The organism is Rhodococcus sp. NPDC058521, assembly GCF_042719695.1.
Taxonomy (GTDB): Bacteria; Actinomycetota; Actinomycetes; order Mycobacteriales; family Mycobacteriaceae; genus Rhodococcus_F.
Map to the genome: position 1 here is coordinate 76284 of NZ_JBHXNL010000011.1, position 13912 is coordinate 90195.

Genomic DNA, 13912 nt, shown 5'->3' on the forward strand with positions numbered 1-13912 from the left:
CGACTGCCACCGAGAAGTACGTCCATTGAGCAGTGCGCATCGTCCAGCCCGCGAACTTCTACGGTCCCCGCTCCGGCGGGTTGAGAACCGCCCTGCACAACTGGGGAGCGGGCTATGTCGATCACGGACACGAGGTGGTGCTCGTGGTCCCCGGTTCCCAGGACACCGAGGAGGTGATGCCGAGTGGCGTTCTCCGCATCACCCGACGTGCTCCGACCGTTCCGGCAACCGGTGGATACCGGGTCGTCGACCCTCGTCGCGTCGCGGACGTGGTCTCCGGGCTGCGACCGGACGTCCTCGAGGTGTCGGACCGGCTCACTCTCAGAGGATTCGGGGCGTGGTCCCGCAGGCACGGCATCCGCAGTGTCGCGGTCTCGCACGAGCGACTGGACCGCCTGATCGGTCAGTTCACCCCGCGACGGGTCGCGAGGAGTTGGGCGGACGTCGCGAATCGGCGAATGGCACAGCACTACGACGCGGTCGTCTGCACCACCGAGTTCGCGAGCGAGGAGTTCACCCGAATCGGGGCGCCGAACCTCTTCCGAGTGCCTTTGGGTGTCGACCTGGAGATGTTTCACCCCGGAAAGCACGACCAGGCCGTGCGGGACGAGTTCACCGAACCCGGCGAGCGACTTCTGTTGCACTGTGGCCGCCTGTCGGTCGAAAAGCAGGTCGACAGAAGTATCGCCACGGTCCGAACCCTCGTACGTCAGGGCCACGACACCAGGTTGGTGATCGCAGGCGACGGACCGCGTCGTGACGCGCTCGAGTACAAAGCCCGCGGATTACCGGTGGACTTCACCGGATTCGTTCACGACAAGCGGCGCCTGGCGTCCCTGTTCGCCAGCGCGGACGTCTAGCTCGCACCGGGACGGCACGAAACGTTCTGCCTGTCGGCCCTCGAGTCACTGGCCGCGGGCACCCCGGTCGTCGCCTCGGAGTCCTCGGCGCTGACCGAGATCATCACGTCCGATTGCGGGGCCGTCGCACGAAACCGGGGGTCGGCGTTCGCCGACGCGGTGAGCACGGTGCTCGAAGTTCCTTCGCGGCGGCAGTCCTCGAGAACACGCGCGGAAAGTTTCGGATGGGCCGCGTCCGTCGACGGAATGCTGGGCGTCCTGGGGGCCTCACTTCGTGTCGGCAGCGTCCAATAGCCAACGATCGTCGGATCGGACCAGCGTGACGATCATTCGACTCACGTCGGTACGACCTTCGGGAACCATCACGTTGCGCACCTCTTGATCGAGGAACACCGCAACCACGGCACGGTCGGCATCGAGAGAGACGAGACCGGCGTAGGGCACGGACCCTTTCGCGACCCCCTCCCCCTGAGCCAGAATGCCCTGCAGCTGTGACGCCACCTCCCGATACTTGCCTCCGAACTCGGGAGTCGACTGCGCCGCAACGGTATCGAGGTTCGCATCCTTCTGGTTGTAGTCGTAGGTTGCGAGGTCCACGGTGTATCGACTGGCGGCGTCCACGGCACTCGTGCGCAATTCCTCCAGGTGGCCGTACCGGTAGTACTGGTAGCCGAAAAAGGCCGTCGCCGCCGCCAGCACCACCACGAGACACGGCACCGCAGCACGACGCAGGAGCGATCTCGTGGGGGCGTCGTCACTCGAAGCTGCCATGTCGAATTCCTTCCAGCAGTTGCTTCCAATAGTCGAGGGCCTGCACCCCGGTGGGGATGAGCACCGGGTCGTCGACCATCGGTGGCCCGGTGCGGTGCCCCGGCTCGGTTGCGCCGCCGAGACCGAGCGCGTCCGGCCGCGGCGCGTTTCGGGATCCACGTTGTTCGAGGTCATCTCCGGGCGGGCAGTACAGTGCCAGGTTCGGATCGCGAGGGCTCACGTCACCGACGACCCGACGTGGCGTGTCGTAGTAGCAGACGGGTCCCTGGGTGCCGACGAGAGTGAAATCGGCACGGTCGCCGTGCACTACCGAACCGAGCGAGTCGAGGGCGTCCGGGATGGACTCGAGGCCGGCCGCCAGAGCCGGCTGCCTGTCGTCGAGCACCCCGCCGACCGTGACGAGATTGGTCAAGAGGCCGCCCACCGAGGCCTGGTTGTCGTCGAACAACTGTTGCGCCCGTTCCAGAGCCTCCGGAGAACGATCCATCAGATAGACGAGCGACGGCTCATTGGCGACCAACTGCTGCGACACGTCACGGAACGCCCCAGCCACGCCGGGTATGGAATCGCTGTTGTCCGCCAGGGTTTCCAGCAGTGGAACACCGTTCTCCACGAGGCGAGCGAGTGCCGGCGCACGCTCGGACAACATGTCCGACAGCTGACCTGCGTTCTCGATCAGTTGCTGCAGCTCCGGCCCGGCTCCGTCCAGTCCGGTGCCGAACGTGCCGGACAGCGTGCTGATCGAGCCGGGATCGACAGTCTCGATCAGATCTGACATACGCACCAGAAGGTCGCCGAGTTCTGCGGGTTGATCCTCGTCCCGCACCACCAGCGATCCGCCTGCTTCGAGATACGGACTGGCCTCGGTGTCCGGTGTGATGTCGAGGGTCTGGATGCCGAGAGCCGTTGTGGTGGTGACCTTCGCCGGGCTGCCGACCGGTATGCGGGTACCGGGGTCCAGTGCGATGCGCAGGTCCGCGCCGTCACCACCGGGCGCCACCGACACGTTCTCGATTTTGCCCACCTGCATACCGCGGTACGTCACGGCACTGCCCACACCCAACCCGAGAGCGTTCGACATGTGGGCATTCACGTGGATCGCCCCGCCGAGAGACTGCGGCCCGAGGACGTACCAGGAGCCCGCCGTGACAGCGAGAATTGCCGTCACGACGAACATCACCATCTGAACAATCACGGCCCTGCTCATCTCGCGCCTCCGCGCATGAGGGTCTCGAAATCGGTGACGACCGATTCGGGGCGTCCGCCGCTCAACAGTTTCGCGATGGAACCGGGGACGTCGAGAGCACCGTCGAACACGAGATAGTCGCCGCGCACCGCATCGCTGAACCTGCTGATGAACGCATTCATGTTCTCGAGTGCGGGACCGACTTCGGCGTTGAAACCTGCCATGGCATCGAGCACCTCGGTGGTATCTGCGAGGCCCTTCGAAATCTTGTCGCCGGTGGCGTCGAGCATCGCGTGGGCGTTGTTCACGAGGACGGACGTGTTGTCGACGAGCGTGGTGATCGTGTCGCGCTGCTCGATCAGCAGGTCGATCGTGGGTGCCATCTCGTCGAGACCGGAATCGAGAACGTGCCGCTGATCGGACAACGCGCCGGCGACGTCGTTCGCCGCAACGAGCGCACGATTCATGTCTTCCCGGTGAGCGGAGGCCGTACCCAGTGTCCGTTCGAGGCTCTCGGTGAGGTAGCGAATCCGATCACCTCGGCCGCCGAACGCCCGGTTCGTCTCGGCTGCAACGGTACTCAGCTGATCCAGGCCGCTCCCGTTCAGGACCACACCGAGAGCGGCCAACGTGGATTCCAATTCCGGGCCCATCTCGGTGCGCTCTGCGGCAATCACACCGCCATTCTCGAGGACTACCGGTGACGGGTCCGGCGGCTGCAGCACCCGCACGAACGGATCACCCAACGCAGAGGGCAGTTCGATTCGCAGTCCGACGTTCTCCGGGAGTTGCACCGCTTGTTGCAGGCTCAGTTCGACCGCTGCATGCGAACCGTCGGTGTCGAGATCGTGAACCCGGCCGATCACTTGTTGCCCGAGCCGTACCTCGGTTCCTCGCATCAGGTTGTCGGCTGACGCGAGGTGCGCGGTTACGCGGTAGTCCTCGCCGTCCGCGGTGTGCCCGACCGGCAGTTGTTGCAGTCCCAGACCACAACCCGCGGTGGACAGAACCATGCAGGCGGCCGCGGCACGGAGTGCCGCACGCAGGCTCGGTATCCGGGCGCGCATCAGCGGCCTCCCTGCATGAAGGTGGCCAACCCCAGTGGATCGGACGTACTGATGGGCACCGAGATCGGATTGGTCATCCCGGCCCCTTCGCACAGTGGAACGACATAACGATCGCACAGCGGCTTCGCCACTTCGAACTGCGAGAGTGTGGTCGACAGGTTCAAACGTATGCGTGCACGCTGATCGGGCGTGATCATTCGGTCGATGTTCTGCATCAGAAGCGGAACGAGGTCCATGAACTCCGCGAAGTCGCCTTCGTGTCGCGCGAACTGGTCGGTGACTGTCCGTGAATCCGCCAGCACTCGCCCGATGTCACCGCCCCGCTCCGTGACAAGTGCATCGATCCGGTCGAACAGCACTGTGAGCTCGCTGATCGTGTCGCCGATCGCGAGGCCCTGTTCGGTGACGGCATCACCGATCTGCGACATGGAGGTGGCGACCGATTCCACGGTTTCTCGACGTTCCGCGAAGGCCGCAGTCACTCTATCGAGGTTCTCGATCAGCGCACCGATGTCGTCGCCACGGCCAGCGATCACCGACGTCGCCTGCGAAAGGTTGCGGATGGAGGTTCGAATCTCAGGGCCCAGCCCTTCCACCGAACGCGCTGTGGTGTCCAGGGTTTCACCGATGTCGCCGCCCTCGGGGCCGAGGGCCGTCGCCAACGTGTCCACGCTGGACATCAATTCGTCCCAGTTGATCGGCGAGTGGTTGCGCTCCACGGGAATGACCGCATCGTCCGCGAGAGTGGGTCCACCCGTGTATGCCGGGCCGAGTTCGACGGACCTGTCACTGATGACGCTGGGGTTCATCACGAACGACTGAACGGACTCGGGAAGTGTCAGATCGTTGGGCACCGACATGACCACCCGGACCACGGTGCCTGCCGGCTCCACCGACTCGACGGAACCGACGGGAACACCGAGAACCGACACCTTGCTTCCGGCGAATATTCCGTTCACGTATGCGAACTCGGCGGTGATGCGCTTGTTTCCATCGTCGCCGAAGACGTACCAGACCCCGGCGAGCACCAAGGCGAGGACGGACACGGCCGAGACGACACGTACGACCGTATTGCGGGTCTTCACACGATCACCTACATCCCTGCATGACCTGCAGTGCACACAGCAGGTTGTCGGGCACCGGTCCGGCCGGCGCGGACACGTCCATCCAGGTGCCGTTTCCCGACGCGTCCGTGGCGGCGCGAAGTGCCGGCGGCAGGCTCGTCATCAACCGATCCATCTCAGCGGCTCTGCCGGCGAGAGTCTCCAGCACGGAGCCCAGGTCGGTGATCAACTGGTTCAGCGAATCGTCGTTGTCGACCAGAAAGGCCGAAGCTTGATCCACCAACGTCCGCAGGTCCTCGCTCAGTTTCGTCAAAACGTCCCGCCTCTCGGCGACGGTGCCGAGCACGATCCGAGCATTGTCCAGAAGTGCAACGAGCGAATCACTCTGTGCGGCTACGAGTACCGATACGGAACGCGATGTCTCCAACAGCTGTGAGATCTGCTCGCCGTTCCGCGAGATCGTGCCCGCGACTGCACTCACCCCGGTGAGAGCTGCACGGGTCCGGTCCGAATCCGGAAGTACGTCTCCAAGGGTGGACATCATGTCTTCCAACGCGGGCACGTCCAGTTCCGAAGCCGTCCGCATCGTGTCCGTCGCGACCTCGTCGAGGCTGTAGGGAACGGTGGTCCGCGCAAGGGGGATGGTGTAGCCCTCCCCGACCTCGCCGTGCCCACCCGGCGTCACGTCGAGGTACAGCTTGCCGAGAACGGTCCGGAACTTGATCGCCGCCGCCGTCGCGTCACCCAAAGGTTGGTCGCGGTCGAGACGGAAGCCCACACGCACCCGATCACCTGCGAGATCGACACTTTCGACGCGTCCGGCAGGTACACCTGCCACGTACACCGGATCGGAGGTCGACAGACCTGCTGCACTCTCGAACTCTGCGGTGTAGCCGTCCGTCCGCACGAGATACCACCCGCGGGGAAGTGCAACGGCCGAGGCGAGTACCGCTGCGACCAGGGCGATACCGATCACCCCGAGCACCAGCGGATTCACCCTGTTGCGATGGGGATCGACGATCATGTCGAGGAAGGAGCGGAGGACAGTCACCGGCACACCTCCGAATGTGCGGCACCGAAGATGTCGACCTCTGCGTCATCGGCCAACAGCGTGAAGTTGCACATGTACAGGTTCAGCCATCCGCCGTAATCGGCTATCTGGTTGATCGCGCCGGCGAACCGGGGCAGATCCGTCATGGTCGTCTCGAAAGTCGGTGTGTTCGGAATCCAGGAACCAGTGGTCGCGTTGAGCCGATCGATTGTTCGATCAACCGGTTCGAGCGAACTCGCCATCAGTGTCACGATGGAATGCAATGCGGCACTGCCGTCGTCGAGCAGTGCGATCAGCTGGTCGTTCCGGTCCGCGGCCGTGGCACCGAGATCGGCCAGCCCGCCGATCAAGCGCTCCACTTCGGCGCCGCGTTCGTCGACGGCACCGAGCAGATTCTCGAGGTTCGCCACCAACTGCGTGAACACCGCCTCGTGGTCTTGGAGGTTGCTCGCGATCTCGGCGAGTCGGACGAGCAACGAATCGATCGTGCTCCCCTGCCCTTGAAATGCGTCGACGACGGTTCGTGCCAGTTGGTTGACGTCCGCAGGATCGATGGCATCGAACAACGGCTCGAAGCCGTTGATCAACGCGGTGAGATCGACCGGCGGCGTCGTGCGTTCGACAGGAATGGTGGACCCCGGCAGCAATCGGTCGTCCGGGTCGGCGACATCGGCGGCGACGGGATTGGTCAGAGCGACATAGCGGACGCCGAGCATGTCGCCGTAGCGCACAGCTGCCTCGACGTTCGAGGTCAGCACTCGATCACTCTCGACCTCGAACTCGACCAGGGCCTCCGCACCCCCGTTACCGGCATCCTCGAAGCGGACCGATTCCACCTGCCCGACGCGGACTCCAGCGAGTGTCACGTCGTTACCCGGTCCGAGGCCTTCGATGTCGGTGAAGCGGGCCGAGTAGGTTTTCGTGGCACCCGACACCGGCACGGTGAGGGTGTTCGCCACCACCACCGTGGCCAGGATCCCGACGCCGAGCAGCAGCACCAGCCGCAACGCCGGTCCACGCAGGGACGTGCTCCGACTACTCACCGACAGTCACCTCCGTGCCACGCAACAGCGGCCCGAGAAGCAGCCCGGCAGCCGGATTGGCGTGATCCGTTGCCGGGTTGGCACCGGTAGCGGCCTGCTCGACGACCGAAAGGGCCTGCCGCTCGGCCTCGCTCCCACCCGTGACCGGGCTACCACAGTTCGCTCCGTCCATTCCTGGATAGCGTGGACATTCGGAAGCTGTGTACGGCATCGGGTCGGCAAAACTCGGGACCGCGGTGATGCTGAACTTTCCGGTCTGGAAGATGCGGGCCCCGGCGGCGCCGAAGTCGTCCAACCCTTCGAGAGTTCGTGCGAGTCCATCACGTCCATCGGCCACGGTCCCCAGAACCGAGCCGCCGCTGTCGACGACGGTGACGATCCGCTCGCGGTTGTCCTGGAGGAAGATGTTCCCCGTGTCCGTGAGCCCCACGGATGCGGTGAGAATCGACTCGAGACCCGCACGATGGTCCAACATCGTGCGCGAGATACGTGTTGCCGCATCGATTCCCGCGAGCGCGTCGGGAGTGGCGGCGGCAAGGTTGTCCGCGAGCCGCGCCACCTGCCCGGTGGACGCCAGCGCAGAATCCACGAGAGGGCTCAGCACCTCGGTCAGGTGCACGGACTGGTCCACCATGCGTCCGATGTCGTCGCCCCGGCCTCGCAGCGCATCGCTCAGAGCCGTGAGCGCCTGCTGCGCCTTCTGCGGTTCGAGCCGACCGATCAGAGCGCTCACCTCGGAATACAGTGAGTACAACTGCACGGCTTCCGCCGATGTGTCCACTCGTAGTACGTCGCCCGAACGCAGACCCTCACGGTTCGCCCCACCTTCGAGTTCGACGAGGTCGACGTACACATCGCCGAACAGGGTGCGGGGAGCCAAGCGCACGAGCACCGTACGCGGAACGCGCGGCATCTGGTCCGCGGCCAATCGCAGGGTGATCCGCGAAGACTCGGTGCCGGTGTCGATCTGCGTCACCGACCCGATGCTCACGCCGTGGTATCTGACCGAAGGGTTTCCCGTCACCAGACCTGCTTCGGCCGGAACATCCGCATACACGGACGGACTCCTGTCGAACGCGCCCCCGCCGTGCGCGACGAGGAGTCCGCCGACCACCACCGCAACCACCGTTGCGGCCAGACCACGAGCCGTGAGCACTCCCCGGGAGGGACCGCCGCGCGTGTCGAATCGAGTGCGCCTCACGTGGCAACCCCCGGTACCGAAGGCACGAGCCCCCACAGCGCGAAGGTCAGAACCACGTCGATGATGCCCACCGCGAGGATGCTGGTCCGTAGTGCACGCCCCGCCGCCCGGCCGACCCGTTCGGGGCCGCCGCTGGCATGGAACCCGTACGAGCAGTGGACGAGTGCGATGACGATTGCGAACACCACTGCTTTCGTCAGCGAATACCAGAGGTCACTTGGTCCGAGCGTGAGGTGGAAGTAGTAGTCGTAGGTTCCTGCCGAGCTGCCACTGAAGTTCACGATCACCACGCGGGTCGCGACGAACGCGGCGAGCAACCCGACCATGTAGAGCGGAATGATGCACACGACGGAGGCCACGAGCCGCGTAGCCGCCAGGAAGGGAATCGATCGCACCGCCATTGCGTCGAGCGCGTCGATCTCGTCCGAGATGCGCATGGCGCCCAACTGCGCCGTGAACCCGGTTCCCACTTTCGCGGCCAGAGCGATGCTGGCGACAACGGGCGCGAGTTCCCTGGTGTTCGCGATTGCCGAGAGCATCCCGGACAGCGAGGTCATGCCGATGAGGTCGAGCCCCCGATACGTCTCGACCCCCACCATCATCGCCGCGACAGCCGACATCGCGAACACGATTCCCAGCGTGCCCCCACCGGCGAGCAACGACGCGTACCCGAAACTGACCTCGCCGATCTGCTTCAGAATCTGTCGCCAATACCGTTTGATCGCGAACGGAACCGATGCCGTCGTGGACACCGCGAAACTGACGTGGACCCCGACCTCTTCGAAGCCTCGCCCCACCACGACGAAAGGGTGCCCGAGCTTGCGAGCACGTTCGACGTTGGCGAGGCCGATCATCAGTACGCGCCCACGGCAGGAACGATCACCGTGTACAACTGCGACAGAACGGTGTTGACGACGAACACCATCACGAAGGCCAGCACCACCGCTTCGTTCACCGCATCGGCAACACCACTGGGTCCGCCCTTGGCATGCAGCCCCTTGAAGGAAGCGATCAACGCCGAAGTGACCGCGAAACACATGGACTTGACCATCGCCATCGTGAAGTCGGAGAGCCGACCGTACTCACTGAGCGTCGCCAGGAATGCGCCCGAGGACTGATGCTGGACATACACCTCGAACAGCAGGCACGCCGTGATGCCGACCAGAGTCACCAACGCGCACAGGACCAGCGAGACGAGAACCGATGCGAGAAGTCGGGGAACCACCAGCCGCGAGACGACGTCGAGCCCCATCACCTCCATCGCCTCTATCTCTTCCCGAATGGTTCTCGAGCCGAGGTCCGCGCAGATGGCCGAACCACCGACCCCGGCAAGCATGAGTGCGCACACGAGCGCCGACGCCTGGCCGACCACCACGAACGCCACCACCGCACCCGAGTAGCCACCCGCACCGAGTTGCCCCGCAAGCGAGCCCACGGATACTGCAATCAGAACTCCGATGGGAAGCATGAGCAGAAGGGCCGGACCGCTGCAAACTTTCGCGATGAACAGCGTCTGCCGCAGGGTCTCCTCGAGGGAAAGGCGCCGCAGGAGCAACGTCCGTCCCGTTTGGTGCATCGTGTTGAGTGAGAAGCCGACGAGGGCTCCCATCTGATTGGCGAGATCCCGAGCGGGCCCCTTCGCTGGGGGAAGTTCGAAGCTCATTCAGGCGCCGGCTGCGACATCCGAGGTCGCCCCGTAGGAGTCGCGCAGCGTTCCCTTGACCACCTTGCCACTTGCGTTGCGCGGGAGAGCATCCACGATCACGAGTTCTTTGGGATGCTTGAAACGCGCGAGCCGTTCACCCAGCCACGACGTCACTTCTTCGATCGACGGCTCCGCCGCCTCCGGCTTCAGCGCGACGACAGCGACGGGCACCTCGCCCCACTTCGCGTCGGCTCGGCCGATTACGGCGACTTCGGCAAAGCTGGGGTGCCCGTAGAGAACGTTCTCGACCTCTGCGCAATAGACGTTCTCACCACCGGAGATGATCATGTCCTTCTTGCGGTCGACCACGAACACGAACCCTTCCTCGTCCTGCCGGACGAGGTCACCGGAGTGAAACCAGCCACCGGAGAACGAGTCGGCGGTGGCCTGCGGGTTCTGCCAGTAGCCCTCCATGAGAGTGGGTCCGCGGTAGACGATCTCGCCGATGGATCCCGGTTCCACGTCGTTGTTCTCCTCGTCCACTATCCGGGCGGCGATGGTGGGAACGACTCGGCCCACCGAGCCCAGTTTGCGTAGCGCGTCGTCTCCGTCGAGCACACAGGTGATGGGCGACATCTCGGTCTGCCCGAACACCGCGACATTCGCGGCATCCGGGAAGGTCTCGGCCATCGCACGCAGCACGGTGTCCGATGCCGGCGCAGCACCCCACGAAATCACTCGCAGTGCAAGATTTCTGGGCTTCGCCTGCTGCTCGCCGCACACTGCCTGCCATTGGACGGGAACCAGGAACAACGTGGTCACGGCCTCGGCTTCGAGTACGTCCAGCAAAGCTCCCGCGTCGAAGGCACCCGTCGGGTGGATCACGGTGGTCAATCCCAGAACGAGGGAGGGCGCGATGCTGCCGAGCGCCGCTATGTGGAACATCGGTGAAGCGCAGAACCCGATCTCGTCGCCGGATTGCAGACGAAGCGCCCGGATGCAGGTGAGTGATTGCGCCTGCAGGTTGGCGTGTGACAGGACAGCACCTTTCGGTCGTCCCGTCGTGCCCGAGGTGTACATGATCAGCGCAGGCGTGTCGTCCGGAACGTCCGGCCGAGGCGCCTCCTCCCCTTCCTCGGCGAGAAGGTCCTCGTAAGCGTGAAGGTTTGCCGCGGAATCGGTTTCACCGCCCACGACCACGGTTGTCTCCAGCGAGGCCACCGACTCTCGCACCTTCGAGACGAGCGGCGCGAGCACCGCATCCGTGACTACCGCGCGTGCGCCGCTGTCCTCCACCAGATATGCCACCTCCGGCGGTGTCATCCGAAAGTTCACCGGAACCGCAATGGCGCCGAGCGCGTTGATGGCGAGCACCGTTTCGAGGTACTCCGGCCGGTTGAGCATCACGATCAATACGCGATCTCCGAACCCGATACCGCGGCGCCCGAGAGCATCGGCGATCGCGTCTGTGCGCTGCGCCAGTTCCTTCCAGGACAGAGATTCTCCGTCGAACCGGAGCGCAGTGTGGTCCGGCTTCATGAGGGCATGGGTTGCAACCTGGTTGTTCCAGTGATTTCGGCGGGAACGAACCGGTTCGGGCGCTGAAGTCATGAAATCCCCTCCTGAGGAGCCCGGTGAGGCGAGCCCCTCACCGGAAGAGTGTGACGAGTATTACATGTAGGACAGCTCCGGGCCAAGGTTTTGTTAACGACGATTCTTCCAAGTGCTGCGCGAAGGACCGGCTATACAACAGTTGATCTGAGTTCTTGCTGCTCCAAGTACATGCCGATTCGGCTCGGGTCATTCGAAACGAGGGCGGGTTCCTCCGAGGACCGCGGCAATGCCGGTCGCGAAGTCGGGAGCCTGTAGAAGCTCCCGCTGCCCACTGGACTCCCGCCTCAGAGCGTCTTCCAGCACTGCCAACGTCACGGCGTTCATCGCGTTCTTCGTCAGCTCCAGCGCCCGACGCGGACCATTCGCACATCTGCGTGCCACCTTGGTCACCCGCGCGTCCAATTCGGCCGCCGACGCGACGTCGTTGATCAATCCGAAGTCGAGCGCGGTATGTGCATCGAGACGCTCACCCATCAAGACCATTGCATTCGCTCGGGCACGGCCGACCGCCGCCGCGACGAGCAGACTGGCCCCTCCGTCCGGCATCAGCCCGACGCCCGTGAAGGCGAGGAGGAAATACGCATCCGCCGACGCGTAGACGAGATCCGATGCCAGAGCCAGGGATACACCGAGCCCCACCGCCGGACCGTTCACGGCCGCAATCACCGGAACCGGCAGGTGGACGATTGCGCGCACCAGCTCGGCCGCAGTTTCCATCGTGCGGCGAGCGAGAACATCGGCACTTTCGGGCGTGGACGGTGGAGCAGCCGCCATCGCAGCAATATCGGCGCCCGTGCAGAACGCATTGCCCTCACCGGTCAGCACCACGACGCGCACTTGCCGGTCGTTCGCATCCTCGGTGAGCACGCGGATCAACTCCTGCGCGGCCGTGTCGTCCAGCGCGTTCATCCGTTCGGGCCGCGCGATCGTGATCCGGAGAACGCCTTCCGCGAGCTCGCAGCGAATCCGACTTTCCGTTCCATCACCCATGAGCACGCTCCTGCATGTCCGGAGAGGATCGAGCTATTATGAGAACTGCGGTTAACATTCGTACGAGACCGCCGAGTTGTCAATGTGGTTGATCTGGAAATCACCCAAAACAACGTCGACTGAACAGGGCCTCTGATCTGATAATCCCGAATCACCGAACGATGCACACGGTTGCCGAAGAACAATGTTGGAGGAAGTGCCGTGACCGAACGAGCTGACGCCGTTGCCTCACGTCGACGGCGCCCGAAGAACCGCAAGGCTCAGATAGCGTCGGTTGCGGCAGCCGCCTTCAGCGAGCGTGGCTATCACGCCGTGGGGATCGACGACATCGCAGCGGAGGTAGGGGTTTCCGGCCCCGCGCTCTACCGCCACTTCCCCAACAAGTACGCCCTGTTCGTCGACGCGGCAATGGGATTGGCCGACGCACTCCACGAATCCGTCACGACGGTTCGCGAGGATCCCGACGCGGCGGTACAGCTCGAGCAGGTACTGGCGGGCGTCATCACCACCACCATCGACAACCGGCGAACGGGCGGCCTGTATCGCTGGGAGAACCGCTACCTTCGTCCCGAGGACCAGTCCCGCCTCCGCACCCGCATCGAATCGATCAACCACGCGATCGCCGAGCCGTTGACCCGTCTTCGCCCGGAGCTGAACTCGTACGACGCCGCGACACTCGCTGCCGCAGCACTAAGTGTCATCGGCAGCATCACGGCGCACCGCGCCGTCCTGCCCTCGAAGCGGATCGAATCATTGCTGCTTGCTGCCGCGACTGCAGTGCTGCACACCGAACTCCCGAAACTGAAGGGCCGCGTGAGCGAGTCCGTCACAGATCCGAATCGTGGAATGCTCACCGCATCGAAACGTGAACTGCTGCTGGCGGAATCGCTGCATCTGTTCTACCGCTACGGCTACCACGAGGTGAGCATCGAAGAGATCGCCGTGGCAGCGGGCATGAATGCGTCCGGGGTGTATCGGCACTTCTCCGGCAAGTCCGACCTGCTCGCCACGAACTTTCGTCGTGCCGGCGACCGCCTCGCCCTGGCAGTGGGATCCGCACTCGAACGTGCGAACACACCACACGAGGCACTGACCGGCCTCGTCGAGGTCTATGTCGACCTCTCGTTCCGGCACCACGAACTCATCTCCGTGTATTACGCGGAGATCCTGAATCTGCCCGCCGACGAACGGACGACACTGCGAAACGTGCAGCGCATCAACATCGACGAGTGGGCGCAACTGCTACGGGACACCCGCCCGGACCTCGCCGTCGCCGAGGCGCGCTTCCTCGTCCACGCCGCCCTCGGGCTGGTACTCGACGTCGGGGGTCTACTGCGATTCGATTCCGACTCCGGCGCTCCGGCACGCGTGAAGACGCTCATGCTCACCACCCTGAGCGACTCGCAATTGGCGTGACCGG

12 protein-coding genes and 1 pseudogene are annotated in these 13912 nt (G+C 64.4%); 2 read left to right on the forward strand and 11 right to left on the reverse strand.

The genetic code is table 11. The features are described from left to right. Positions 1 to 32 precede the first annotated feature (32 nt). Positions 33 to 1154 (forward strand): annotated as a pseudogene (locus ACFWO3_RS16650) (glycosyltransferase). Here ACFWO3_RS16650 and ACFWO3_RS16655 read toward each other — a convergent pair. The 11 genes from ACFWO3_RS16655 to ACFWO3_RS16705 all read right to left on the reverse strand — a co-directional run bounded on the left by ACFWO3_RS16655 (position 1128) and on the right by ACFWO3_RS16705 (position 12492). Further along, positions 1128 to 1631 carry a hypothetical protein gene (locus tag ACFWO3_RS16655; protein WP_378579683.1) on the reverse strand — a complete coding sequence of 168 codons (504 nt, stop codon included), beginning with the start codon at positions 1629 to 1631 and terminating at the stop codon, positions 1128 to 1130. The pseudogene ACFWO3_RS16650 and the gene ACFWO3_RS16655 sit on opposite strands and share 27 nt — an antisense overlap. Continuing rightward, entirely contained in the window at positions 1615 to 2838 is a 1224-nt protein-coding gene (locus ACFWO3_RS16660) for an MlaD family protein (RefSeq protein ID WP_378579684.1), read from the reverse strand. The genes ACFWO3_RS16655 and ACFWO3_RS16660 overlap by 17 nt, the downstream gene beginning before the upstream one ends. Continuing rightward, complete coding sequence (locus tag ACFWO3_RS16665) at positions 2835 to 3884, reverse strand: MCE family protein (RefSeq protein ID WP_378579686.1); 1050 nt, start codon at positions 3882 to 3884, stop codon at positions 2835 to 2837. Before ACFWO3_RS16665 ends, ACFWO3_RS16660 begins: the two co-directional genes overlap by 4 nt. Then, the gene (locus ACFWO3_RS16670; protein WP_378579688.1) at positions 3884 to 4969 is read right to left on the reverse strand and encodes an MCE family protein; all 1086 of its coding nucleotides are present in this window, start codon (positions 4967 to 4969) and stop codon (positions 3884 to 3886) included. Before ACFWO3_RS16670 ends, ACFWO3_RS16665 begins: the two co-directional genes overlap by 1 nt. Before the next feature lie 4 nt (positions 4970 to 4973). Beyond that, positions 4974 to 5999, reverse strand: coding sequence for an MCE family protein (locus ACFWO3_RS16675; protein ID WP_378579690.1), 1026 nt, complete (start codon positions 5997 to 5999; stop codon positions 4974 to 4976). After that, positions 5996 to 7042, reverse strand: coding sequence for an MCE family protein (locus ACFWO3_RS16680; RefSeq protein ID WP_378579692.1), 1047 nt, complete (start codon positions 7040 to 7042; stop codon positions 5996 to 5998). The genes ACFWO3_RS16675 and ACFWO3_RS16680 overlap by 4 nt, the downstream gene beginning before the upstream one ends. Next, the gene (locus ACFWO3_RS16685; protein ID WP_378579693.1) at positions 7035 to 8243 is read right to left on the reverse strand and encodes an MCE family protein; all 1209 of its coding nucleotides are present in this window, start codon (positions 8241 to 8243) and stop codon (positions 7035 to 7037) included. Before ACFWO3_RS16685 ends, ACFWO3_RS16680 begins: the two co-directional genes overlap by 8 nt. Beyond that, positions 8240 to 9097 carry an MlaE family ABC transporter permease gene (locus ACFWO3_RS16690; protein ID WP_378579694.1) on the reverse strand — a complete coding sequence of 286 codons (858 nt, stop codon included), beginning with the start codon at positions 9095 to 9097 and terminating at the stop codon, positions 8240 to 8242. The genes ACFWO3_RS16685 and ACFWO3_RS16690 overlap by 4 nt, the downstream gene beginning before the upstream one ends. After that, positions 9097 to 9906: an ABC transporter permease gene (locus ACFWO3_RS16695; RefSeq protein WP_378579696.1), complete on the reverse strand. Its 810-nt coding sequence runs from the start codon at positions 9904 to 9906 to the stop codon at positions 9097 to 9099. Before ACFWO3_RS16695 ends, ACFWO3_RS16690 begins: the two co-directional genes overlap by 1 nt. Next, positions 9907 to 11499 (reverse strand): fatty-acid--CoA ligase FadD5, encoded by a 1593-nt coding sequence (gene fadD5, locus ACFWO3_RS16700; RefSeq protein WP_378579698.1) that lies wholly within the window; start codon positions 11497 to 11499, stop codon positions 9907 to 9909. It abuts the gene before it with no gap. Between the two features lie 189 nt (positions 11500 to 11688). Beyond that, positions 11689 to 12492 carry an enoyl-CoA hydratase-related protein gene (locus tag ACFWO3_RS16705; RefSeq protein ID WP_378579700.1) on the reverse strand — a complete coding sequence of 268 codons (804 nt, stop codon included), beginning with the start codon at positions 12490 to 12492 and terminating at the stop codon, positions 11689 to 11691. 201 nt (positions 12493 to 12693) lie between these two features. On the opposite strand from ACFWO3_RS16705, the gene ACFWO3_RS16710 reads away from it, so the two are divergent. Continuing rightward, positions 12694 to 13908, forward strand: a complete 1215-nt coding sequence (locus tag ACFWO3_RS16710) for a TetR/AcrR family transcriptional regulator (RefSeq protein ID WP_378579702.1) — start codon at positions 12694 to 12696, stop codon at positions 13906 to 13908. The last annotated feature ends 4 nt before the right edge of the window (positions 13909 to 13912 follow it).